This window comes from Streptomyces sp. NRRL F-5630 (assembly GCF_000719475.1).
Classification (GTDB): Bacteria; Actinomycetota; Actinomycetes; order Streptomycetales; family Streptomycetaceae; genus Streptomyces.
In genome coordinates this window covers 1-23,030 of record NZ_JOGO01000031.1, presented here as the reverse complement: position 1 = coordinate 23,030, position 23,030 = coordinate 1, and the positions used below count along the sequence as shown (strand labels likewise).

Below are 23,030 nucleotides of genomic sequence, written 5' to 3'. Positions count from 1 at the left end.
CCGCACGGCCGGGGGAGCGGGCCGCTCGCGTTCCCGCGCGCCGGGTGGCGCGAAAGTGCCGCCGGGGCCACGCGGACGGGAGCAACCCCGCGTCGCGATAGGCTCGGTGCCACGAGTGTGCGCGCGCACGAACGAGTCGTACGAACCAGCGGAAGGAGCGGTGCGCAGTGTCCGGAGGAGAGGTGGCAGGGCTGCTGGTGGCCGTGTTCTGGGCGATTCTCGTCTCCTTCCTCGCGGTCGCGCTCGCGCGGCTCGCGCAGACGCTCAGGGCCACGACGAAGATGGTCGCCGAAGTCACCGAGCAGGCCGTCCCTTTGCTCACGGACGCCTCCGCGACCGTGCGCTCCGCGCAGACCCAGCTCGACCGGGTCGACGCGATCGCCTCGGACGTCCAGGAAGTCACCTCGAACGCCTCCGCGCTCTCCACCACCGTCGCCTCGACCTTCGGCGGCCCCCTCGTCAAGGTCGCGGCCTTCGGCTACGGAGTGCGCCGCGCCCTCGGCCGCCGCGCCGAACCGCCGCCGCCGCGCACGGTCGTCGGCCGCACCGTCAAGGGCAAGCGCCGCCCCCGGCGCAAGGGCGCCTGACGCCCGCCCGCCCCGTACCACCACCGGAAGGACCGCTGCCGCGATGTTCCGCCGTACGTTCTGGTTCACCGCCGGAGCGGCCGCGGGGGTCTGGGCCACCTCCAAGGCGCACGCCAAGCTCCGCAAACTGGCCCCCGAGTCCCTCGTGGCCCAGGCCGCGGACCGCGCCGTCGAAGCCGGCGGCAGACTCCGCGCCTTCGCCGCCGACGTGCGCGACGGCATGGCCGTGCGCGAGGCCGAACTCGACGAGGCACTCGGCCTCACGAGCGAGCCGCCCGCCCTCCCGGCCCCGCGCCGCCCGGCAATCGAGGCGGGCCGCGAGGCGCCCCGCGTCATCGAGGGCCGCGCCCTCCCCGCCGACCCCGGGCGCCCCGGGGATCTGAAGCGCCCCGTCCACCCCAACACCCCGAACAACCGGAATGAGGACCACTGATGGAGTCGGCTGAAATCCGCCGCCGCTGGCTGCGCTTCTTCGAGGAGCGCGGGCACAAGGTCGTGCCGTCGGCGTCGCTGATCGCGGACGACCCGACGCTGCTGCTCGTGCCCGCGGGCATGGTCCCCTTCAAGCCGTACTTCCTCGGCGAGGTCAAGCCGCCCGCACCGCGCGCCACGAGCGTGCAGAAGTGCGTGCGCACGCCCGACATCGAGGAGGTCGGCAAGACCACCCGGCACGGGACCTTCTTCCAGATGTGCGGGAACTTCTCCTTCGGCGACTACTTCAAGGAAGGGGCCATCACCTACGCGTGGGAACTGCTGACCTCCTCCGTCGCCGAGGGCGGCTTCGGCCTGGAGCCCGAGCGGCTGTGGATCACCGTCTACCAGGACGACGACGAGGCCGAGCAGATCTGGCGCGACGTCGTCGGCGTCCCCGCCGAGCGCATCCAGCGCCTCGGCAAGGCCGACAACTTCTGGTCCATGGGCGTCCCCGGCCCCTGCGGCCCCTGCTCCGAGATCAACTACGACCGCGGCCCCGAGTTCGGCGTCGAGGGCGGCCCGGCCGTCAACGACGAGCGGTACGTGGAGATCTGGAACCTGGTCTTCATGCAGTACGAGCGCGGAGCCGGGCGCGGCAAGGACGACTTCGAGATCCTCGGCGACCTCCCGAGCCAGAACATCGACACCGGGCTCGGCCTGGAACGCCTCGCGATGATCCTCCAGGGCGTCCACAACATGTACGAGACGGACACCCTGCGCGTCGTCATCGACAAGGCCACCGAGCTGACCGGCGTCGCCTACGGCGCGGCCGACGCGAGCGACGTCTCGCTGCGCGTCGTCTCCGACCACATGCGCACCTCCGTCATGCTCATCGGCGACGGCGTGACCCCCGGCAACGAGGGCCGCGGCTACGTGCTGCGCCGCATCATGCGCCGCGCCATCCGCAACATGCGCCTCCTCGGCGCCACCGGTCCCGTCGTCCAGGACCTCGTGGACGTCGTGATCCACACGATGGGGCAGCAGTACCCCGAGCTGGTCACCGACCGCAAGCGCATCGAGACCGTCGCGCTCGCCGAGGAGGCCGCCTTCCTCAAGACCCTCAAGGCCGGTACGAACATCCTCGACACGGCCGTCACCGAGACCCGCGCGACCGGCTCGACCGTGCTCCCCGGCGACAAGGCGTTCCTCCTCCACGACACGTGGGGCTTCCCGATCGACCTCACCCTGGAGATGGCCGCCGAACAGGGCCTGTCCGTGGACGAGGACGGCTTCCGGCGGCTCATGAAGGAGCAGCGCGAGCGGGCCAAGGCCGACTCGCAGGCGAAGAAGACCGGCCACGCGGACCTGCACGCCTATCGCGAGATCGCGGACGCCGCGGGCGCCACCGACTTCACCGGGTACGTGCAGCTGGAGGGCGAGGCCCGCATCGTCGGCCTGCTCGTCGACGGCGTGCCCGCGCCAGCGGCGAGCGAGGGCGACGAGGTCGAGGTCGTGCTCGACCGCACCCCCTTCTACGCCGAGGGCGGCGGCCAGATCGGCGACACCGGGCGCATCCGGCTCGACAACGGTGCGATCGTCGAGATCCGCGACGTGCAGAAGCCCGTGCCGGGGGTGCACGTCCACAAGGGCCGCGTCCAGGTCGGCGAGGTCACCGTGGACGCCCCCGTGTGGGCCGCGATCGACCAGGGGCGCCGCCGCGCCATCGCGCGCGCCCACTCCGCGACGCACCTGACCCACCAGGCGTTGCGCGACGCGCTCGGCCCGACCGCCGCGCAGGCCGGTTCCGAGAACCAGCCGGGCCGCTTCCGCTTCGACTTCGGCTCCCCCGCGGCCGTCCCGGCCGCCGTCATGACCGATGTCGAGCAGCGCATCAACGAGGTCCTCTCGCACGAGATGGACGTCCAGGCCGAGGTCATGTCCCTCGACGAGGCGAAGAAGCAGGGCGCCATCGCCGAGTTCGGCGAGAAGTACGGCGAGCGGGTCCGCGTCGTGACGATCGGCGACTTCTCCAAGGAGCTGTGCGGCGGGACGCACGTGCACAACACCGCCCAGCTCGGCCTCGTCAAGCTGCTCGGCGAGTCGTCCATCGGCTCCGGCGTGCGCCGTATCGAGGCGCTCGTCGGCGTCGACGCGTACAACTTCCTCGCCCGGGAGCACACGGTCGTCGCCCAGCTCCAGGAGCTGGTCAAGGGCCGTCCCGAGGAACTGCCCGAGAAGATCGCGGGCATGCTCGGCAAGCTCAAGGACGCCGAGAAGGAGATCGAGAAGTTCCGCGCCGAGAAGGTGCTCCAGGCCGCCGCCGGGCTCGCCGCGGGCGCCAAGGACGTGCGCGGGACCGCGCTCGTGACCGGACAGGTCCCCGACGGCACGACCGCCGATGACCTGCGCAAGCTCGTCCTCGACGTACGGGGCCGCATCCCGGGCGACCGCCCCGCGGTCGTCGCGCTCTTCGCCGTCACGGGCGGGCGCCCGGTCACCGTCGTGGCGACCAACGAGGCGGCGCGCGAGCGCGGCTTCAAGGCCGGTGACCTGGTCCGTACCGCCGCCAAGACCCTCGGCGGCGGGGGCGGCGGCAAGCCGGACGTGGCGCAGGGCGGTGGCCAGAACCCGGAGGCCGTGGCCGAGGCGGTGGCCGCCGTCGAGCGGCTCGTCACCGAGACGGCCTGACGCCGATGCGACGAGGACGCCGTCTTGCGATCGATGTCGGGGACGCCCGGATCGGGGTCGCCTCCTGCGACCCCGACGGGATTCTCGCGACCCCGGTCGAGACCGTGCCGGGCCGGGACGTGCCCGCCGCGCAGCGCAGGATCAAGGCGCTCGTGGAGGAGTACGAGCCCATCGAGCTCGTCGTCGGGCTGCCGCGCTCGCTGCGCGGTGGCGAGGGCCCGGCCGCCAAGAAGGTGCGTGCCTTCGCGGGCGGTCTGGCTCCGCTGGTCGCGCCCGTTCCGGTGAGATTGGTCGATGAGCGGATGACCACGGTGACCGCCGGTCAGGGCCTGCGGGCCTCGGGCGTCAACGCCAAAAAAGGCAGGTCGGTCATCGATCAGGCCGCCGCGGTCATCATCCTTCAGACGGCGCTCGAATCCGAACAGCGCACCGGGCTGCCCCCGGGGGAAGACGTCGTGGCCACGGACTGATGGCGGTACGGTAGCGTTCCCGCGGTGCGTCCGCGTTCGAACAGCGAACGCACAGCGGGGACGGAGACCGTGAAGAAGCCGCCGGGCGACCGCCGGGACTCCGTTCCGCGGCCGCCCGGTTCCGTGTCTCGGGGCCCTGGACGCGGCGTCACTGTCGGACAGGCCCTAGGGGACCGATGACTGAGTATGGGCGTGGCCAGGGCCAGGAGCCCTGGCACCCGGAGGACCCCTTGTACGGGGACCAGGGCTGGGGGCAGCAGGAGCAGGCCCCCTACGGCCCCGAGGGACAGGGGTACCCCCCGCAGCAGCCCACTCCGCCCCAGCCTCAGCAGCAGTACGACGCCTGGGGCCGGCCGATTCCACAGGATTACGGCCGGCAGCAGTATCCGCAGCAGGGGTACGGACAGCAAGACCCCCACGCCCAGCAGCAGCCCCCGCAGGGCTACGAGCAGCCGATGTACGGGCAGCAGCAGGGCTACGACCAGCGGCAGTACGAGCAGCAGCAGTACGGCGGTCAGCCCGGGTACCAGGGCCAGCCGCAGCAGCCCGTCCAGCCCCAGGGCTACGAACAGCAGGGTTACCCGCACCAGCAGGGGCCGCCGTCCTACGGCAACGGCTGGGACACGGGACAGCAGCAGGTGCCCTACGGGGCCGACCCGCACGACCCCTACGGGGCGGCGCAGCAGCCCGGCTATCCGCAGGCCCAGGACCCCTACGCGACCCCCGAGGCGTACCCGCCGCCGCAGCCTCCGGGCAGCCGCGGAGCCCAGACCCCGCAGCCGCCCGCCCCGCACACCCCGCAGGCCCAGGTCCCCGCTCCCGCCCCCGCTCCCGAGCGCGGGGAGTGGGACCCCGACCCCGACGAGCCCGAGCACCCCTTCTTCGCGAGCGACGGCGAGGCGGGCCGCGCCACCGGGCGCCGCACCAAGGGCCGCGACGACGACCGCGACGACCTCGCCGACGACGAGGACGACGAGGACGGGAACGGGCGCGCGGGACGGCGCGGCGGCGAGAAGCCGAAGAAGCGCCGGGGCGGCTGCGCCTGCCTCGTGGTCGCCGTCGTCCTGATCGGCGGAGGCGGCGGGGCCGCGTACTACGGCTACGGGCTCTACCAGGACCGTTTCGGGCCGCCGCCGGACTACGCGGGCGACGGCAGCGGCACCGTCGTGGTCGAGATCCCCGACGGGTCCAGCGGCATCGCGATGGGCAACCTGCTCAAGGAGAAGGGCGTCGTGAAGAGCGTCGAGGCGTTCACGGCGGCGCAGAAGGCGAACGACAAGGGCACCACCCTCCAGTCCGGCTTCTACACCCTCCACAAGGGCATGTCCGGCGAAAGCGCCGTGGAACTCATGCTGGACCCCAAGAGCCGCAAGACCCTCATCATTCCCGAGGGTTACCGCAACGCCTGGATCTACGCCCAGATCGACGGCCGCCTCGGCCTCAAGGAGGGCACCACGGCCGAGGTCGCGAAGAGCGACAAGAAAAAGCTCGGACTGCCGAAGTGGGCGGATGACGACAACGACATAAAGGACCCGCTGGAGGGATTCCTCTACCCCTCTTCGTATTCCGTCAGCAAGGGCCAGAAGCCCGCCGACGTGCTCAAGAAAATGGTCGCCCAGGCGAATAAGCAGTACGAGAAGATCGACGTCGTCGGGCAGGCCAAGAAACTCCATCTCGACAATCCGCTCGACCTCGTCACCGTCGCGAGCATGGTCAACGCCGAGGGCAAGACCCACGAGGACTTCCGCAAGATGGCGGAGGTGATCTACAACAGGCTCAAGCCGGGCAACACCGAGACGAACGGCAAGATCCAGTTCGACTCGACGTACAACTACCTCACCGGGCGCAGCGAGATCAAGATCTCCAGCAAGGAGATCAACAGCGATCCCGACCCGTACAACACCTATTACCACAAGGGACTTCCTCCCGGGCCGATCGGGAATCCCGGTGAAGAGGCGTTCGCCGCCGCGCTGAACCCGACCAATGACGGCTGGATGTACTTCGTCGCCGTGGACGGCAAGGAAGACACGCAGTTCGCCAAGACGCTGACGGAATTCAAGAAGCTGGAGGCCCAGTTCAATGCGTCCGACGCCGGGCGGTGACCACTTCGGGGAACCGCGCCGCGCCGCCGTGCTCGGCTCGCCCGTCGCGCACTCGCTCTCCCCGCAACTCCACCTCGCCGCCTACCGCGCGCTCGGCCTGAGCGGCTGGACGTACGAGCGGATCGAGACGGACGAGGCGGCCCTGCCCGGCTTCCTCGACGGGCTCGGCCCCGAGTGGGCCGGGCTCTCGCTGACCATGCCGCTCAAGCGGGCGGTGCTGCCGCTGCTCGACCGGATCAGTGACACCGCGGCCTCGGTCGACGCCGTCAACACGGTCGTCTTCGAGGCCGACGGCAGCCGCAGCGGCGACAACACCGACATCCCCGGCCTGCGCGCCGCGCTCGCCGAGCGCGGCCTGACGCGCGTCGCCGGGGCCGCCGTCCTCGGTGCCGGGGCCACCGCCTCCTCGGCGCTCGCGGCGCTCTCGCGCGTCTGCGACGGCGAGGTCGTCGCCTACGTGCGCGGCGCGGCGCGCGCGGCCGAGATGCGCGGCTGGGGCGAGCGGCTCGGCGTCGACGTCCGCACGGAGCCCTGGGACGAGGCGGCCAAGGGCCTGCACGCGCCGCTCGTCATCGCGACCACCCCGGCGGGCAGCACGGACGCGCTCGCCGACGCGGTGCCCGAGGCGCCAGGGACGCTCTTCGACGTCCTGTACGAGCCGTGGCCGACCCCGCTCGCGGCCCGCTGGGCGGCACGCGGCGGCCAGGTGCTCGGAGGGCTCGACCTCCTCGTCCACCAGGCCGTCCTCCAGGTCGAGCGGATGACGGGCCGCCGCCCGGCACCGCTCGCGGCGATGCGGGAAGCGGGGGAGGCGGCGCTCGCGGCCCGGTGAGGGAGTGCCGCGCCGGGTCGGGGACCGCCCCGGCCGGTGCGGGAGTGCCCGGCCCGGCCGGGGAGTGCCGCCGCCCGGTGAGGGAGCGCCTCCCGCCACGCCCGGGTCCGCTCCGTGGACCCGCTCCGGTCCGTGCCCCGCTTCGTGGGAGGATCGGAGGCGGCCGGCCTGGGCCGCGCACCCGGTCGCGCCGCAGTTCCACGCGCGAGCAGGAGGAGCACCGTTGAGCAGGCTGCGTTGGCTGACCGCGGGAGAGTCGCACGGCCCCGCACTCGTGGCGACGCTGGAGGGGCTTCCCGCCGGTGTCCCCGTCACCACCGATCTGGTCGCCGACCACCTCGCCAGGCGGCGCCTCGGCTACGGGCGCGGGGCACGGATGAAGTTCGAGCGCGACGAGGTGACCTTCCTCGGCGGCGTCCGGCACGGGCTGACCCTCGGCTCGCCCGTCGCCGTCATGGTCGGCAACACCGAGTGGCCCAAGTGGGAACAGGTCATGGCTGCCGACCCGGTCGACCCCGGCGCCCTCGCGGAATCGGCCCGCAACGCTCCCCTCACCCGGCCCCGCCCCGGCCACGCCGACCTCGCCGGCATGCAGAAGTACGGCTTCGACGAGGCCCGCCCGGTCCTGGAGCGCGCCTCGGCCCGCGAGACCGCCGCGCGCGTCGCGCTCGGCGCCGTCGCCCGCTCCTACCTCAAGGAGACGGCGGGCATCGAGATCGTCAGTCACGTCGTCGAGATCGCCGCCGCGAAGGCCCCCTACGGCCTCGTACCGGTCCCCGCCGACGTCGACAGGCTCGACGCCGACCCCGTCCGCTGCCTCGACGCCGACGCGAGCAAGGCGATGGTCGCCGAGATCGACCAGGCCCACAAGGACGGCGACACGCTCGGCGGCGTCGTCGAGGTCCTCGCCTACGACGTGCCCGTGGGGCTCGGCTCGCACGTGCACTGGGACCGCAGGCTCGACGCGCGCCTCGCCGGGGCGCTCATGGGCATCCAGGCGATCAAGGGCGTCGAGGTCGGCGACGGCTTCGGTCTCGCCCGGGTGCCCGGCTCCCAGGCGCACGACGAGATCGTCAGGACGGACGAGGGCATCCGCCGCGTCACCGGGCGCTCCGGCGGCACCGAGGGCGGCCTCACGACCGGCGAACTCCTGCGCGTACGCGCCGCGATGAAGCCCATCGCGACGGTGCCGCGCGCCCTGGCGACCGTGGACGTCGCCACCGGCGAGGCCACCAAGGCCCACCACCAGCGCTCCGACGTGTGCGCCGTGCCCGCGGCGGGGATCGTCGCCGAGGCCATGGTCGCGCTCGTCCTCGCCGACGCCGTCGCCGAGAAGTTCGGCGGCGACAGCGTTCCCGAGACCCGCCGCAACGTCCGCGCGTACCTCGACAACCTCCCGATCCGGTGACCGGCCCCCGGCTCGTCCTCGTCGGCCCGATGGGCGTCGGCAAGTCCACGGTCGGCCACCTCGTGGCCGAGCGGCTGGGGCTCGCCTTCCGCGACACCGACGAGGACATCGTCACCGCGGAGGGCCGCGAGATCTCCGACATCTTCGTGGACGACGGCGAGGAACACTTCCGCGCGCTCGAACGCGAGGCGGTGGGCGTCGCGCTCGCCGAGCACGAGGGCGTCCTCGCGCTCGGCGGGGGAGCGGTGCTGGACGCGGGCACGCGCGAGCGCCTGCGCGGGCACCCCGTCGTCTTCCTCACGATGGACATCGACGAGGCCGTGCGCCGCACCGGGCTCGCCACCGCGCGCCCCCTGCTCGCCGTCAACCCGCGCCGCACGTGGCGCGAGCTGATGGAGGCCCGCCGTCCCCTGTACACCGAGGTCGCCCGCGCCACCGTGGCCACCGACGACCGCACCCCCGAAGAGGTCGCGCTCGCGGTCCTCGACGCACTGGAGCTGAAGGAAGCGTGAGCGAGAACAGCACGCGGGAGACCGCCCCGACCCGTATCGCCATCGACGGCACCGAGGGAAGCGCTCCCTACGAGGTCCTCGTCGGCCACCACCTGCTCGGCGAACTCCCCGCCCTCATCGGCGAGAAGGCCCAGCGCGTCGCCGTGATCCACCCCGAGGCGCTCGCCGAGACGGGCGAGGCGCTGCGCGCCGACCTCGCCGAGCAGGGCTATGAGGCGATCGCGATCCAGGTGCCGAACGCCGAGGAGGCGAAGACCGCCGAGGTCGCCGCCTACTGCTGGACGGCGCTCGGGCAGTCCGGGTTCACGCGCACCGACGTCGTCGTCGGCGTCGGCGGCGGCGCGACGACCGACCTCGCCGGCTTCGTAGCGGCGACGTGGCTGCGCGGCGTGCGGTGGATCGCGGTGCCGACCACCGTGCTCGGCATGGTCGACGCCGCGATCGGCGGCAAGACCGGCATCAACACCGCCGAGGGCAAGAACCTCGTCGGCTCCTTCCACCCGCCCGCCGGGGTCCTGTGCGACCTCGCCGCGCTCGCCTCGCTGCCCGTGCACGACTTCGTGAGCGGGCTCGCCGAGGTCATCAAGGCGGGGTTCATCGCCGACCCGGTCATCCTCGACCTCATCGAGTCCGACCCGGTCGCCGCGCGCACGCCCGAGGGACCGCACACGGCCGAGCTCATCGTGCGCTCGATCCGCGTCAAGGCCGAGGTCGTCTCGGGCGACCTCAAGGAGGCCGGACGCCGCGAGATCCTCAACTACGGTCACACGCTGGGCCACGCGATCGAGAAGAACGAACGCTACGCCTGGCGCCACGGCGCGGCGGTCTCGGTCGGGATGCACTTCGCCGCCGAACTCGGCCGCCTCGCGGGCCGTCTCGACGACGCCACCGCCGACCGCCACCGCGCGGTGCTCGAAGCGGTCGGTCTCCCGCTGGGCTACCGAGGTGACCAGTGGCCGCGCCTGCTGGAGAACATGAAGCTCGACAAGAAGTCGCGCGGCAACCTCCTGCGCTTCATCGTCCTCGACGGCCTCGCCAAACCGGTCGTCCTGGAGGGCCCCGACCCGGCGGTGCTCCTGGCGGCGTACGGGGAGATCGCGAAGGACTGAGCGGGCGGGGAGCGCACACGGGCCGGAGGCCGTCGTACGGGGTGAGTACGGAGGTCTTCCGGCCCCTCGCGCTTTCCCGCGCGAGGGCGGGGAACGGTACCGTGCACCGGGCATCGCGTGCGGTTCTCCCGCGCGAACCGCCCGCAAGCAGCCGGTACGAGACGGAGTTGGCACGGGATGCGGCATTCCGCGGGAGCGACCCCGCCTCACGATTCCTGGTCCCCGCACGGGCACGGCCCCGAGGGCCCGGCCCACGGCGGCACTCCGCACGGCGGCACTCCGCACGGCGGCACTCCGCACGGCGGCCCCTCGTACGGGGCCATGCCCCACGGAGGCCTTGCGCACGACGGCGCGCAGCACAGCGGGCCGCAGCACAGCGGCCAGCAGCAGGGCGGCCCGCAGCACGGCGGCCCGCAGCACAGCGCTCCGCAGCCCAGTGGTCCGCAGCACGGCGGCCCCCCGACCCTGCCCCTGCGCCCCACCCCGGCCACGGGGCCCGTGCCGGGCGTCGACGGCCCCGCGGCGCCGCCCGGCCTCGTCCCGCCGTTCCCCGGGCCCGTACCGCTCCCGCCAGGCCCGGGCCACGCGCCCCCGCCGCACCCCGGCGGGCGGACGCTGCCGCCCGACGGCACCGGGCATGTCGCGCTGCCGCCCGACGCACCCGTGGCCGCGCCGAGCGTCGTCCCGGGGCCGCAGGCCGGGACGGGCGCGACGATCCTCGCCGTGCTCCTCATCGGGCCCGCCGGGGCGGGCAAGACGACCGTCGCGCGGTACTGGGCGGCGCGGCGGCCCGTACCGACCGCGCACATCAGCCTCGACGACGTGCGCGAGTGGGTGCACGCGGGCTTCGCCGACCCGCAGGCAGGGTGGAACGACAACTCCGAGGTGCAGTACCGGCTCGCCCGCCGCACCTGCGGCTTCGCCGCGCGCAACTTCCTCGCCAACGGCATCTCCTGCGTCATCGACGACGCCGTCTTCCCCGACCGGCCCGTCGTCGGTCTCGGCGGCTGGAAGCGGCACGTGGGCCCCGGGCTGCTGCCCGTCGTGCTCCTGCCGGGGCTCGACGTCGTCCTGGAGCGCAACGCCGAACGCACGGGGAACCGCAGGCTCAGCGACGAGGAGGTCGCCAGCATCCACGGCCGCATGGCCGGCTGGTACGGCTCGGGACTGCCCATCATCGACAACTCGCAGCTCGACGTGCCGGCCACGGCCCAGCGGCTCGACGAAGTCCTCGCCCGCGCGATAGCCAGCCCGCCCCCGTGGTGAGCGCCCCGGGGCCGCGCCGCCGGGCCTCCCCGTCCCGGCGCCGGGCGCCCCTGCCCCAGTGACGGGAGCGGCCCGGCCGCGGCGCCCCGTGCCTGCGCCGCTGCCCCGCGCGCAGGCCGCCCGGGGGCCCGCTACCCGGTCGGACGCACAACTCCGGCGGCCCGTGCCACGCCCCCTTAGGCTCGGGCCATGGCTGAGGCGCACGCGGCACGCAGGGACCGGCTGAGGCAGTTGTGCGCGGGAGCGGGCCAGACGGCGGCCCTCGTCTCGCGCCCCGCCAACGTCCGCTATCTCGGCGGCGCGGCCCCCGAGGGCTCCGTCCTGCTGCTCGGCGCCGAGCCCGGAGGGCCCGACATCCTCTTCGCCGCGAGCCCGCCCGGGGGGCTCGCGGACGACGCGCTGCGCGTCCACGTCCTCGCCTGCCCGGCCTCGGACCCCGCCGTCGCCGCCGCCGAGACCGCGGCGGCCGACGGCGCCGAGATCCTCGCCGTCGAGGAGCACCACCTCACCGTCGCCCGCCACCGCGCCCTCGCCGACACGGCGCCGCGCCTGCGCCTCGGCGACCTCGGGCGCGGCGTCGAGCAACTGCGGCTCGTCAAGGACGAGGAGGAGATCGGGGCGCTGCGGATCGCCGCCGAGATCGCCGACCAGGCCCTCGGCGAACTCCTGGAGTCGATCCTCGTCGGGCGCACCGAGCGCCACCTCGCCCTGGAGCTGGAGCGCCGCCTCGTCGACCACGGCGCGGACGGCGCCGCCTTCGCCACCTCCGTCGCCACCGGCCCGCACGCCGGGCTCGCCGGGCACCGGCCCACGGACCGCCGCGTCGAGGAGGGCGACTTCCTCTCCGTGTGCCTGGGGGCCACGTACCGCGGATACCGCAGCGAAATCGGGCGGACGTTCGTCATCGGGACGGCGCCCGAGGAGTGGCAGGTCGAGTTGTACGACGCGGTCTTCGCCGCCCAGCGGGCCGGTCGCGAGGCCCTGTTGCCCGGCGCGGCCTGCCGCGACGTGGACCGGGCGGTCCGTCAGGCGCTGGAGTCCGCCGGGCACGGCGCGGACCTGCCCGCGCTCACCGGACACGGGGTGGGGCTGGAAAACGACGAGGACCCGCAGCTCGCCCCGTCCGCCATGGGTAAACTGGACGCTTGTGTGCCGGTCACCGTCGAACCGGGGGTCCACCTCCCGGGCAGGGGCGGGGTCCGGATCGATGACACACTCGTCGTGCGCCCCGAGGCGGACGGCGGGCCCGAGCTACTCACCATCACGACCAAGGAGCTGCTCGCGCTCTAGGGCAGACGGCCCTCGGGCCGGGACGGTGCCGCGGTCGTCCATCAGCTCTTCCCGAGGTCCCCAGGACCTGGGGGAGAGGCCCCATCGTCCAGGAGATTCCGCAACCGTGGCTTCCACGAACGACCTCAAGAACGGCCTGGTGCTCAAGCTCGACAACGACCAGCTCTGGTCCGTCGTCGAGTTCCAGCACGTCAAGCCCGGCAAGGGCCCCGCCTTCGTGCGCACCAAGCTGAAGAACGTGCTCTCCGGCAAGGTCGTCGACAAGACCTTCAACGCCGGCGTCAAGGTCGAGACGGCCAACGTCGACAAGCGCGGGATGCAGTTCTCGTACAAGGACGGCGAGTACTTCGTGTTCATGGACATGGACACGTTCGACCAGATCCACGTGGACCCGAAGGTCGTCGGCGACGCCGCCAACTACCTCCTGGAGGGCTTCGAGGCCGTCGTCGCGATGTACGAGGGCAACCCGCTCTACATCGAGCTGCCCGCCGCCGTCGAGCTGGTCATCGCCAACACCGAGCCGGGCGTCCAGGGCGACCGCTCCACCGGCGGCAACAAGCCGGCCGAGCTGGAGACCGGGCACACCATCCAGGTCCCGCTCTTCATCACCACCGGCGAGAAGATCAAGGTCGACACCCGTACCGGCGACTACCTCGGCCGAGTGAACGGCTGATTGTGGCTGCTCGCACTACGGCACGCAAGCGCGCCTTCCAGATCCTCTTCGAGGCCGACCAGCGCGGCACCGACGTCCTCACGGTGCTCGCCGACTGGGTGCGTCACTCCCGGAGCGACACCCAGCAGCCGCCGGTCAGCGAGTACACGATGGAGCTCGTCGAGGGGTACGCGGAGCACGCGCGCCGCATCGACGAGGTCATCGCGAAATACTCGGTGGACTGGCCGCTGGACCGGATGCCGGTCGTCGACCGCAACATCGTGCGGCTCGGTGCCCACGAACTCGTGTGGGTCGACGGGACGCCGGACGCGGTCGTGATGGACGAGGCGGTGGAACTCGCCAAGGAGTTCTCCACCGACGAGTCCCCGGCCTTCGTCAACGGTCTTCTCGGCCGCTTCAAGAACCTCAAGCCCGAACTGCGCGGCCAGGACGACTGACCGCCGCCGTACGGCGAAGGGCCCGCCCCCGTCTCCTCGGAGCCGGGGGCGGGCCCTTTCCGCGCGCGGCGTGGGGCCATTACGTGAGCCCTGCCGCGCACGTTCCCGGCCGCGAGGAGCCGTACGCGCCCGTGCGGGCTGCCTCCGCCTCGCCGCCCCGAAGCGGCACGCGGCGCCTCGCCGCCCCGCGCGAGCGGCGGCTGGGGCCGGGGGAGGGCCAAGGCGCCGCTCAGGCCGCCGCCGAGCCGTACGGGGCTTTCGATCGCCCCGCCGCGATGACGCCGAAAGGGTGAGCCGGTTTGTCCGGCTCACCCTTTCACGTGCTCTCGCGAGGCGGGTCTCAGCCCTCCTCGTGCGCCACCGCCCGGCGCGCGTCCGCGTCCAGCACTCCCCAGCTGATGAGCTGCTCGGTCAGGACCGAGGGGGACTGGTCGTAGATCACGGCGAGGGTGCGCAGGTCGTCCTGGCGGATGGAGAGGACCTTGCCGTTGTAGTCCCCGCGCTGCGACTGGATGGTCGCCGCGTACCGCTGGAGCGGGCCGGCCTTCTCCGCGGGAACGGTGGCCAGACGCTCCAGGTCGAGGACGAGCTTGGGCGGCGGCTCGGCCGCACCGCCGGGCGTGGTGCCCGGCAGCAGCTCCTGGACGGGAACCCCGTAGAAGTCGGCCAGCTCGGCGAGACGCTGAACGGTGACCGCGCGGTCGCCCCGCTCGTACGAACCGACCACGACCGCCTTCCAGCGCCCCTGGGACTTCTCCTCGACACCGTGGAGGGAGAGGCCCTGCTGGGTGCGGATGGCCCGGAGCTTGGCCCCGAGCTGTTTGGCGTATTCGCTGGACATATAGCTCCCCGGACACTGTGACAATGTGCGGCCAGCCGAGAGGGCTGGTGACTCACGGTGAGGTTACGCAGCGTGATTTGCCTGCGTCAAGCGGAACAGGTGGACCTCCCGCCGAAACCGCTCCCGGCGTGGTGACAGGTGTCACCGGCCCCGGGGGCAGGGGGGTGCCCCTCCTCATTCTTGCCCCTGGTAGCGTGGGTGGCGCAATTCAGACGTCCTTTAAGAGCCGTCCCGTGAGGCGGAGAAGGAGGTCCCTCGATGGACAGCCCCACCCCGGAGCACCCCCTCGACGAGGAGCCCGGCGGGCCCAGGCCCGTGCTCGAAGGCCCCGACATCGCCAGGGTGCTCACCCGCATCGCCCACGAGATCGTCGAACGCGCCAAGGGCGCCGACGACGTGGTGCTGCTCGGCATCCCCACCCGCGGGGTGCACCTGGCGGAGCGCCTCGCCGCGAAGCTCGCCACCATCACCGGCCGCCCGGTCCCCACCGGTTCGCTCGACATCACGATGTACCGCGACGACCTGCGCCTCAAGCCCGCCCGCGCCCTCGGCCGCACCGAGATCCCCGGCGAAGGGCTCGACGGACGCCTCGTCGTCCTCGTCGACGACGTGCTCTTCTCCGGCCGCACCATCCGCGCCGCGCTCGACGCCCTCGGCGACATCGGCCGCCCCCGCGCCGTCCAGCTCGCCGTCCTCGTCGACCGGGGCCACCGAGAGCTGCCGATCCGCGCCGACTACGTCGGGAAGAACCTCCCCACCTCGCTGCGCGAGACCGTCAAGGTGCAGCTCACCGAGGAGGACGGCCGCGACGCCGTGCTGCTCGGCGGCACCGCCCCGCGCTAGCGCGCACCCGAAGACCCCCGCTCGCCCGAACGGGTGAGCCGGTGTGCCCGCACGCCCGCGAGCGGTCCCCCCGCGCCGAGCGCCGCCCCGCCGCCGTACCCCCCGACCTCCCCCTGCCTGCCCCCAGGAGCCCCGGATGATGCGACACCTCATCTCGGCCGCCGACCTCTCCCGCGACGAAGCCGTCCAGATCCTCGACACCGCCGAGGAAATGGCGCGGGTGGCCGACCGCCCCATCAAGAAACTGCCGACCCTGCGCGGCCGCACCGTGGTCAACCTCTTCTTCGAGGACTCCACGCGCACCCGCACCTCCTTCGAGGTCGCCGAGAAGCGCCTGTCCGCCGACGTCATCAACTTCGCCGCCAAGGGTTCCAGCGTCTCCAAGGGCGAATCGCTCAAGGACACCGCGCAGACCCTGGAGGCGATGGGCGTCGACGCCGTCGTCATCCGGCACAGCGCCTCGGGCGCCCCGCAGCGCCTCGCCACGACGGGCTGGATCGACGCCGCCGTCATCAACGCGGGCGACGGCACCCACCAGCACCCCACCCAGGCCCTCCTGGACGCCTTCACGCTCCGCCGCAGGCTCCTGGGCCCCGAGGCGATGGGCGCCGGCCTCGAAGGCCGCCGCGTCACCCTCGTCGGCGACATCCTGCACAGCCGCGTCGCCCGCTCCAACGTCGACCTGCTCCACACCCTCGGCGCCCACGTCACCCTCGTCGCCCCGCCGACCCTCCTCCCGGTCGGCGCCGGGACCTGGCCCTGCGAGATCTCCTACGACCTGGACGCCGCCCTGGGCGAAGCGGACGCCGTCATGATGCTGCGCGTCCAGCGCGAGCGGATGAACGCCGCGTACTTCCCGACCGAGCGCGAGTACGCGCGGCGCTACGGGCTCGACGCGCAGCGCATGGCGCGGATGCCGGAGCACGCCGTCGTCATGCACCCCGGGCCGATGGTGCGCGGCATGGAGATCACCGCCGAGGTCGCCGACTCGCCGCGCTGCACCGTGATCGAGCAGGTCGCCAACGGCGTCTCCGTCCGCATGGCCGTGCTCTACCTCCTGCTCGGCGGCCAGGAACCCGCCCCCACCCACAGCCGACCCGCCGCCCAGGCCGAGGAGAAGTAACCCGTGACCCCCGTGAACAAGACCCTGATCCGCGGCGCCCGCGTCCTCGGCGGCGACCCCGCCGACGTCCTCCTCGACGGCGGGACGATCGCCGAGGTCGGCCCCGGCATCGCGGCGGACGGCGCGAGCGTCGTCGAGGCCGAGGGGCAGGTCCTGCTGCCCGGCCTCGTCGACCTCCACACCCACCTGCGCGAGCCGGGCCGCGAGGACTCCGAGACCGTCCTCACCGGCACCCGCGCCGCCGCCAAGGGCGGCTACACCGCCGTGCACGCCATGGCGAACACCTTCCCCGTCGCCGACACCGCGGGCGTGGTCGAGCAGGTGTGGCGCCTGGGCCGCGAGTCCGGCTACTGCGACGTCCAGCCCGTCGGCGCCGTCACCGTGGGCCTGGAGGGCAAGAAGCTCGCCGAACTCGGCGCGATGCACGACTCCGCCGCCGCCGTGAAGGTCTTCTCGGACGACGGCAAGTGCGTCGACGACGCCGTGATCATGCGGCGCGCCCTGGAGTACGTGAAGGCCTTCGGCGGTGTCGTCGCGCAGCACGCGCAGGAGCCGCGCCTCACCGAGGGCGCCCAGATGAACGAGGGCGTCGTCTCCGCCGAACTCGGCCTCGGCGGCTGGCCCGCCGTCGCCGAGGAGTCCGTCATCGCCCGCGATGTCCTCCTCGCGGCCCACGTCGGCTCCCGCCTCCACGTGTGCCACGTGTCCACCGCCGGGTCCGTCGAGATCGTCCGCTGGGCCAAGTCCAAGGGCTGGGACGTCACCGCCGAGGTCACCCCGCACCACCTCCTCCTCACCGACGAGCTCGTCCGCGGCTACGACCCCGTCTACAAGGTCAACCCGCCGCTGCGCACCGAGGCCGACGTACAGGCCCTGCGCGCCGGGCTCGCGGACGGCACCATCGACTGCGTCGCCACCGACCACGCCCCGCACCCGCAGGAGGACAAGGACTGCGAGTGGGCCGCCGCCGCGATGGGCATGGTCGGCCTGGAGACCGCCCTCTCCGTCGTCCAGCACGCCATGGTCGACACCGGGCTCCTCGACTGGGCCGGCGTCGCCGCGCGCATGTCCTTCCGGCCGGCGCGGATCGGCCGCCTCGAAGGCCACGGCCGGCCGATCGCCGCGGGTGAGCCCGCGAACCTGACGCTGCTCGACCCCGGCTACCGTGGAACGGTGGACCCCGCCGGGTTCGCCTCCCGCAGCAGGAACACCCCCTACCGGGGCCTGGACCTGCCGGGACGCGTCACCCACACCTTCCTGCGGGGCCGCGCGACCCTCGTCGACGGGACCCTCGCGTGACCTACCTCACCGCCACGGCGGACACCCTGCTCGCGGACGGGCAGAAGTCCGCCGACGTGACCGACTGGGCCGGCCGCGTCGGCTGGATCGTCGGACTGCTGCTCTTCGTCACCCTCGTGTACTGGCTCATGCGCGAGGGCTGGAAGTGGCGCGGCACCCTCCAGTCCGGCCTGCCCGCACTCCCCGGGGTCCCCGAGGACCCCGCCGAGCCGAGCCTCACGCTCACCGGCCGCTACCACGGCTCGACGACCGCCGGGCAGTGGCTCGACCGGATCGTCGCGCACGGCCTCGGCACGCGCAGCCGCGCCGAGCTGAGCCTGCGCCCCGCCGGGCTCACCGTCGAGCGCCAGGGCGCCCCCGACTTCTTCGTCCCCACCGCCGCCCTCCGCGGCGCCCGCCTCGACAAGGGCATCGCCGGGAAGGTCCTCACCGAGAACGGCCTCCTCGTCGTGACCTGGGCCCACGGGGACACCCTCATCGACTCCGGCTTCCGCTCCGAGCGGGCCGCCGAGCACCCCGCGTGGGTCGCCGCCCTCAACGCCGCGAGCGGCATCCCCGCGCAGAACCACCCGACCACCACGACGGAAGGCGCCGCACGATGACGACCTCCACTCAGGGGCGCCCGCAGACGCCCGCGGCCGTACTCGTCCTGGAGGACGGCCGTGTCTTTCGCGGCCGTGCCTACGGGGCCGTGGGGGAGACCTTCGGCGAAGCCGTCTTCTCCACCGGCATGACCGGCTACCAGGAGACCCTGACCGACCCCTCCTACCACCGCCAGGTCGTCGTCATGACGGCCCCGCACATCGGCAACACCGGGGTCAACGACGAGGACCCCGAGTCCCGCCGCGTCTGGGTCGCCGGCTACGTCGTCCGCGACCCCGCGCGGCGCCCGTCCAACTGGCGCTCGCGGCGGACCCTGGACGAGGAGCTGGAGCGGCAGGGCGTCGTCGGGATCTCGGGGATCGACACCCGCGCCCTCACCCGCCACCTGCGCGAGCGCGGCGCGATGCGCGTCGGCATCTTCAGCGGCGAGACGCTCCCGAGCGACACCGAGGCCCTGGAGCGGGTCCGGCGGGCCCCCGAGATGAAGGGCGCCGACCTCTCCGCCGAGGTCGCGACCGAGCAGGCGTACGTCGTCCCCGCCGTCGGCACCAAGAAGTACACCGTCGCCGCGATCGACCTGGGCATCAAGGGCATGACCCCGCACCGCATGGCCGAGCGCGGCATCGAGGTGCACGTCCTGCCCGCCACGGCGACCGCCGAGGACGTCTACGCGGTGAGCCCCGACGGCGTCTTCTTCTCCAACGGCCCCGGCGACCCCGAGACCGCCGAGCACCCCGTCGCCCTCATGCGCGAGGTCCTGGAGCGCGGCACGCCGCTCTTCGGGATCTGCTTCGGCAACCAGATCCTCGGCCGCGCGCTCGGCTTCGGCACGTACAAGCTCAAGTACGGCCACCGCGGCATCAACCAGCCCGTCCAGGACCGCGCCACCGGCAAGGTCGAGGTCACCGCGCACAACCACGGCTTCGCCGTGGACGCGCCCACCGACCAGGTCTCCGAGACCCCCTACGGGCGCGTCGAGGTCTCCCACGTGTGCCTCAACGACAACGTCGTCGAAGGGCTCCAGCTCCTCGACCGGCCCGCCTTCAGCGTCCAGTACCACCCGGAAGCAGCCGCGGGTCCGCACGACGCCGCGTACCTCTTCGACCGCTTCACGTCTTTGATGGAGGGCCAGCGTGCCTAAGCGCACCGATATCCAGTCCGTCCTGGTCATCGGCTCCGGCCCGATCGTCATCGGCCAGGCCGCCGAGTTCGACTACTCGGGCACCCAGGCGTGCCGCGTCCTGCGGGCCGAGGGTCTGCGCGTGATCCTCGTCAACTCCAACCCGGCGACGATCATGACCGACCCGGAGATCGCCGACGCCACGTACGTCGAGCCGATCACGCCCGAGTACGTCGAGAAGATCATCGCCAAGGAGCGCCCCGACGTCCTCCTGCCGACCCTCGGCGGGCAGACCGCGCTCAACACGGCGATCTCCCTGCACGACGCGGGGACGCTGGAGAAGTACGGCGTCGAGCTCATCGGCGCCAACGTCGAGGCGATCAACAAGGGCGAGGACCGCGACCTGTTCAAGGGCGTCGTCGAGGAGGTCCGCAAGAAGATCGGCCACGGCGAGTCCGCGCGCTCGGTCATCTGCCACTCCATGGACGACGTCCTCGCCGGCGTCGAGACGCTCGGCGGCTACCCCGTCGTCGTGCGCCCCTCCTTCACGATGGGCGGCGCGGGCTCCGGCTTCGCGCACGACGAGGCGGAACTGCGCCGCATCGCCGGTCAGGGCCTGACGCTCTCGCCGACCACCGAGGTCCTCCTGGAGGAGTCCATCCTCGGCTGGAAGGAGTACGAGCTGGAGCTCATGCGCGACCGCAACGACAACGTCGTGGTCGTCTGCTCCATCGAGAACTTCGACCCCATGGGCGTGCACACCGGGGACTCGATCACCGTCGCCCCGGCCATGACCCTCACCGACCGCGAGTACCAGCGCCTGCGCGACATCGGCATCGCGATCATCCGCGAGGTCGGCGTCGACACCGGCGGCTGCAACATCCAATTCGCGGTGAACCCCGAGGACGGCCGGATCATCGTCATCGAGATGAACCCGCGCGTCTCGCGCTCCTCCGCTCTCGCCTCGAAGGCCACCGGCTTCCCGATCGCCAAGATCGCCGCGAAGCTGGCTGTCGGCTACACGCTCGACGAGATCCCCAACGACATCACCGAGCAGACCCCGGCCTCCTTCGAGCCGACCCTCGACTACGTCGTCGTCAAGGCCCCCCGCTTCGCCTTCGAGAAGTTCCCCTCCGCCGACTCCACCCTCACGACGACCATGAAGTCGGTCGGCGAGGCCATGGCGATCGGCCGCAACTTCACCGAGGCGTTCCAGAAGGCGCTGCGCTCCCTGGAGAAGAAGGGCAGCCAGTTCGACTTCGCCGGGCCCACCGGCGACAAGGACGAACTGCTCCGCGTCGCCGAGCGCCCCACCGACGGCCGCGTCAACACTGTCATGGCCGCGATCCGCGCCGGGGCCACGCCCGAGGAGGTCTTCGACCACACCCGGATCGACCCCTGGTTCGTCGACCAGCTCTTCCTCCTCAAGGAGATCGCCGACGAACTCGCCGAGGCCCCCGAGCTGACCCGTGAACTCCTCGCCGGGGCCAAGCGCCACGGCTTCTCCGACCAGCAGATCGCCGCCGTGCGCGGACTGCGCGAGGACGTCGTGCGGGAGGTCCGCCACGCCCTCGCGCTGCGGCCCGTCTACAAGACCGTCGACACCTGCGCCGCCGAGTTCGCCGCGCGGACCCCGTACTTCTACTCCTCCTACGACGAGGAGACCGAGGTCGCGCCGCGCGAGAAGCCCGCCGTGATCATCCTCGGCTCGGGCCCCAACCGCATCGGCCAGGGCATCGAGTTCGACTACTCCTGCGTCCACGCCTCCTTCGCGCTCAGCGCCGCGGGCTACGAGACCGTCATGGTCAACTGCAACCCCGAGACCGTCTCCACCGACTACGACACCTCCGACCGGCTCTACTTCGAGCCGCTCACCCTGGAGGACGTCCTGGAGATCGTCCACGCCGAGCAGAAGGCCGGACCCGTCGCCGGTGTCCTCGTCCAGCTCGGCGGGCAGACCCCGCTCGGCCTCGCGCAGGCGCTCAAGGACAACGGGGTGCCCATCGTCGGCACCTCGCCCGAGGCCATCGACGCCGCCGAGGACCGCGGCGCCTTCGGCCGCGTCCTCGCCGAGGCCGGGCTGCCCGCGCCCAAGCACGGCACGGCCACCACCTTCGCCGAGGCCAAGGCCATCGCCGACGAGATCGGCTACCCCGTCCTCGTCCGGCCCTCGTACGTGCTCGGCGGACGCGGCATGGAGATCGTCTACGACGAGACCCGGCTCGCCGCGTACATCGAGGAGTCCACCGAGATCAGCCCCTCCCGCCCGGTCCTCGTCGACCGCTTCCTCGACGACACGATCGAGATCGACGTCGACGCGCTCTACGACGGCGAGGAGCTCTACCTCGGCGGCGTCATGGAGCACATCGAGGAGGCCGGCATCCACTCCGGCGACTCGGCGTGCGCCCTGCCGCCCATCACGCTCGGCGGCTACGACATCAAGCGGCTGCGCACCTCCACCGAGGCGATCGCCAAGGGCGTCGGCGTGCGCGGGCTCATCAACATCCAGTTCGCGCTCTCCGGCGACATCCTGTACGTCCTGGAGGCCAACCCGCGCGCCTCGCGGACCGTGCCCTTCACCTCGAAGGCCACCGCCGTACCGCTCGCGAAGGCCGCCGCGCGCATCTCGCTCGGCGCCACCGTCGCCGAACTGCGCGCCGAGGGGCTGCTCCCCGCCACCGGGGACGGCGGCACGCTGCCGCTGGACGCGCCGATCTCCGTCAAGGAGGCCGTCATGCCCTGGTCCCGCTTCCGCGACCCCTCGGGGCGCGGCGTGGACACCGTGCTCGGCCCGGAGATGCGCTCCACCGGCGAGGTCATGGGCATCGACGCCGTCTTCGGCACCGCGTACGCGAAGTCGCAGGCCGGGGCGTACGGGCCGCTGCCCACCAAGGGCCGCGCGTTCATCTCGGTCGCCAACCGCGACAAGCGCGCGATGATCTTCCCCGCCCGCGAACTCGCCCAGCACGGCTTCGAGCTGCTCGCGACCTCCGGCACCGCCGAGGTCCTCCAGCGGCACGGCATCCCCGCGACCCTCGTGCGCAAGCAGTACGAGGGCGAGGGCCCGGCCGGCGAGAAGACGATCGTCCAGCTCATCCACGAGGGCGGCGTCGACCTCATCGTCAACACGCCCTACGGCACCAGCGGGCGTCTCGACGGCTACGAGATCCGTACCGCCGCCGTCGCGCGCGCCGTGCCCTGCCTCACCACGGTCCAGGCGCTCGCCGCCGCCGTGCAGGGCATCGAGGCGCTCGGCAGGGGCGCGACGGGCGTCGCCTCGCTCCAGGAGCACGCGGAGCGCCTGACGGCGGCCCGCAAGGAGTCGTAGGTCCCTGAAGCGGTACGAGGGGGACATCGTTTTCCGGCGGTGTCCCCCTCTCCATGCCCGCCCCCGCACCGCCCCACCCGCACCC

At 72.8% G+C, this 23,030-nt stretch carries 20 protein-coding genes; 19 read left to right on the top strand and 1 reads right to left on the bottom strand.

The window, feature by feature from the left end:
- Positions 1–167: 167 nt before the first annotated feature.
- The 13 genes from IF99_RS0116255 to nusB all read left to right on the top strand — a co-directional run bounded on the left by IF99_RS0116255 (position 168) and on the right by nusB (position 13,788).
- Entirely contained in the window at positions 168–587 is a 420-nt protein-coding gene (locus tag IF99_RS0116255; protein WP_030997218.1) for a DUF948 domain-containing protein, read from the top strand.
- A 43-nt stretch (positions 588–630) separates the two neighbouring features.
- Entirely contained in the window at positions 631–1,020 is a 390-nt protein-coding gene (locus IF99_RS0116250; RefSeq protein WP_030997217.1) for a hypothetical protein, read from the top strand.
- On the top strand, positions 1,020–3,689 hold the full coding sequence (gene alaS, locus IF99_RS0116245) for an alanine--tRNA ligase (protein WP_030997216.1): 2,670 nt from the start codon (positions 1,020–1,022) through the stop codon (positions 3,687–3,689). Before IF99_RS0116250 ends, alaS begins: the two co-directional genes overlap by 1 nt.
- Positions 3,690–3,694: 5 nt before the next feature.
- Positions 3,695–4,159, top strand: coding sequence for a Holliday junction resolvase RuvX (gene ruvX / locus IF99_RS0116240; protein ID WP_030997215.1), 465 nt, complete (start codon positions 3,695–3,697; stop codon positions 4,157–4,159).
- Between the two features lie 176 nt (positions 4,160–4,335).
- Positions 4,336–6,261, top strand: coding sequence for an endolytic transglycosylase MltG (gene mltG, locus IF99_RS0116235; protein ID WP_030997214.1), 1,926 nt, complete (start codon positions 4,336–4,338; stop codon positions 6,259–6,261).
- Positions 6,239–7,093, top strand: coding sequence for a shikimate dehydrogenase (locus tag IF99_RS0116230; protein WP_030997212.1), 855 nt, complete (start codon positions 6,239–6,241; stop codon positions 7,091–7,093). The genes mltG and IF99_RS0116230 overlap by 23 nt, the downstream gene beginning before the upstream one ends.
- Positions 7,094–7,316: 223 nt before the next feature.
- Positions 7,317–8,501 carry a chorismate synthase gene (gene aroC / locus IF99_RS0116225; RefSeq protein ID WP_030997211.1) on the top strand — a complete coding sequence of 395 codons (1,185 nt, stop codon included), beginning with the start codon at positions 7,317–7,319 and terminating at the stop codon, positions 8,499–8,501.
- Positions 8,498–9,013 carry a shikimate kinase gene (locus IF99_RS0116220; protein WP_030997210.1) on the top strand — a complete coding sequence of 172 codons (516 nt, stop codon included), beginning with the start codon at positions 8,498–8,500 and terminating at the stop codon, positions 9,011–9,013. The genes aroC and IF99_RS0116220 overlap by 4 nt, the downstream gene beginning before the upstream one ends.
- The gene (aroB, locus tag IF99_RS0116215) at positions 9,010–10,122 is read left to right on the top strand and encodes a 3-dehydroquinate synthase (RefSeq protein ID WP_030997209.1); all 1,113 of its coding nucleotides are present in this window, start codon (positions 9,010–9,012) and stop codon (positions 10,120–10,122) included. The genes IF99_RS0116220 and aroB overlap by 4 nt, the downstream gene beginning before the upstream one ends.
- A gap of 321 nt (positions 10,123–10,443) precedes the next feature.
- Complete coding sequence (locus IF99_RS0116210) at positions 10,444–11,388, top strand: AAA family ATPase (RefSeq protein ID WP_420705676.1); 945 nt, start codon at positions 10,444–10,446, stop codon at positions 11,386–11,388.
- A 189-nt stretch (positions 11,389–11,577) separates the two neighbouring features.
- Complete coding sequence (locus IF99_RS0116205) at positions 11,578–12,678, top strand: aminopeptidase P family protein (protein ID WP_030997207.1); 1,101 nt, start codon at positions 11,578–11,580, stop codon at positions 12,676–12,678.
- 106 nt (positions 12,679–12,784) lie between these two features.
- The gene (efp, locus tag IF99_RS0116200; RefSeq protein ID WP_030997206.1) at positions 12,785–13,351 is read left to right on the top strand and encodes an elongation factor P; all 567 of its coding nucleotides are present in this window, start codon (positions 12,785–12,787) and stop codon (positions 13,349–13,351) included.
- Positions 13,352–13,353: 2 nt separating this feature from the next.
- Complete coding sequence (gene nusB / locus IF99_RS0116195) at positions 13,354–13,788, top strand: transcription antitermination factor NusB (RefSeq protein ID WP_030997205.1); 435 nt, start codon at positions 13,354–13,356, stop codon at positions 13,786–13,788.
- Positions 13,789–14,128: 340 nt separating this feature from the next.
- On the opposite strand, the gene bldD is transcribed toward nusB, so the two are convergent.
- A complete protein-coding gene (gene bldD / locus IF99_RS0116190) occupies positions 14,129–14,629 on the bottom strand; it encodes a transcriptional regulator BldD (RefSeq protein WP_007829306.1) in 501 nt (166 codons plus the stop codon).
- A gap of 258 nt (positions 14,630–14,887) precedes the next feature.
- On the opposite strand from bldD, the gene pyrR reads away from it, so the two are divergent.
- The 6 genes from pyrR to carB all read left to right on the top strand — a co-directional run bounded on the left by pyrR (position 14,888) and on the right by carB (position 22,945).
- Positions 14,888–15,472, top strand: a complete 585-nt coding sequence (gene pyrR / locus IF99_RS0116185) for a bifunctional pyr operon transcriptional regulator/uracil phosphoribosyltransferase PyrR (protein WP_030997204.1) — start codon at positions 14,888–14,890, stop codon at positions 15,470–15,472.
- A 136-nt stretch (positions 15,473–15,608) separates the two neighbouring features.
- Positions 15,609–16,595 carry an aspartate carbamoyltransferase catalytic subunit gene (locus IF99_RS0116180; RefSeq protein ID WP_030997203.1) on the top strand — a complete coding sequence of 329 codons (987 nt, stop codon included), beginning with the start codon at positions 15,609–15,611 and terminating at the stop codon, positions 16,593–16,595.
- 12 nt (positions 16,596–16,607) lie between these two features.
- Positions 16,608–17,894: a dihydroorotase gene (locus IF99_RS0116175; RefSeq protein WP_030997202.1), complete on the top strand. Its 1,287-nt coding sequence runs from the start codon at positions 16,608–16,610 to the stop codon at positions 17,892–17,894.
- Complete coding sequence (locus IF99_RS0116170) at positions 17,891–18,496, top strand: hypothetical protein (RefSeq protein WP_030997201.1); 606 nt, start codon at positions 17,891–17,893, stop codon at positions 18,494–18,496. Before IF99_RS0116175 ends, IF99_RS0116170 begins: the two co-directional genes overlap by 4 nt.
- Positions 18,493–19,638 carry a glutamine-hydrolyzing carbamoyl-phosphate synthase small subunit gene (gene carA, locus IF99_RS0116165; protein ID WP_030997200.1) on the top strand — a complete coding sequence of 382 codons (1,146 nt, stop codon included), beginning with the start codon at positions 18,493–18,495 and terminating at the stop codon, positions 19,636–19,638. Before IF99_RS0116170 ends, carA begins: the two co-directional genes overlap by 4 nt.
- Positions 19,631–22,945: a carbamoyl-phosphate synthase large subunit gene (gene carB / locus IF99_RS0116160; RefSeq protein ID WP_030997199.1), complete on the top strand. Its 3,315-nt coding sequence runs from the start codon at positions 19,631–19,633 to the stop codon at positions 22,943–22,945. Before carA ends, carB begins: the two co-directional genes overlap by 8 nt.
- The last annotated feature ends 85 nt before the right edge of the window (positions 22,946–23,030 follow it).

Coding starts and splice junctions, on each gene's coding strand:
- ruvX (WP_030997215.1), top strand. CDS start 3,695: ATGCGACGAGGACGCCGTCTTGCGATCGATGTCGGGGACGCCCGGATC.
- IF99_RS0116230 (WP_030997212.1), top strand. CDS start 6,239: ATGCGTCCGACGCCGGGCGGTGACCACTTCGGGGAACCGCGCCGCGCC.
- IF99_RS0116180 (WP_030997203.1), top strand. CDS start 15,609: ATGATGCGACACCTCATCTCGGCCGCCGACCTCTCCCGCGACGAAGCC.
- pyrR (WP_030997204.1), top strand. CDS start 14,888: ATGGACAGCCCCACCCCGGAGCACCCCCTCGACGAGGAGCCCGGCGGG.
- carA (WP_030997200.1), top strand. CDS start 18,493: ATGACGACCTCCACTCAGGGGCGCCCGCAGACGCCCGCGGCCGTACTC.
- IF99_RS0116210 (WP_420705676.1), top strand. CDS start 10,444: ATGCCCCACGGAGGCCTTGCGCACGACGGCGCGCAGCACAGCGGGCCG.
- alaS (WP_030997216.1), top strand. CDS start 1,020: ATGGAGTCGGCTGAAATCCGCCGCCGCTGGCTGCGCTTCTTCGAGGAG.
- mltG (WP_030997214.1), top strand. CDS start 4,336: ATGACTGAGTATGGGCGTGGCCAGGGCCAGGAGCCCTGGCACCCGGAG.
- IF99_RS0116205 (WP_030997207.1), top strand. CDS start 11,578: ATGGCTGAGGCGCACGCGGCACGCAGGGACCGGCTGAGGCAGTTGTGC.
- bldD (WP_007829306.1), bottom strand. CDS start 14,629: ATGTCCAGCGAATACGCCAAACAGCTCGGGGCCAAGCTCCGGGCCATC.
- IF99_RS0116250 (WP_030997217.1), top strand. CDS start 631: ATGTTCCGCCGTACGTTCTGGTTCACCGCCGGAGCGGCCGCGGGGGTC.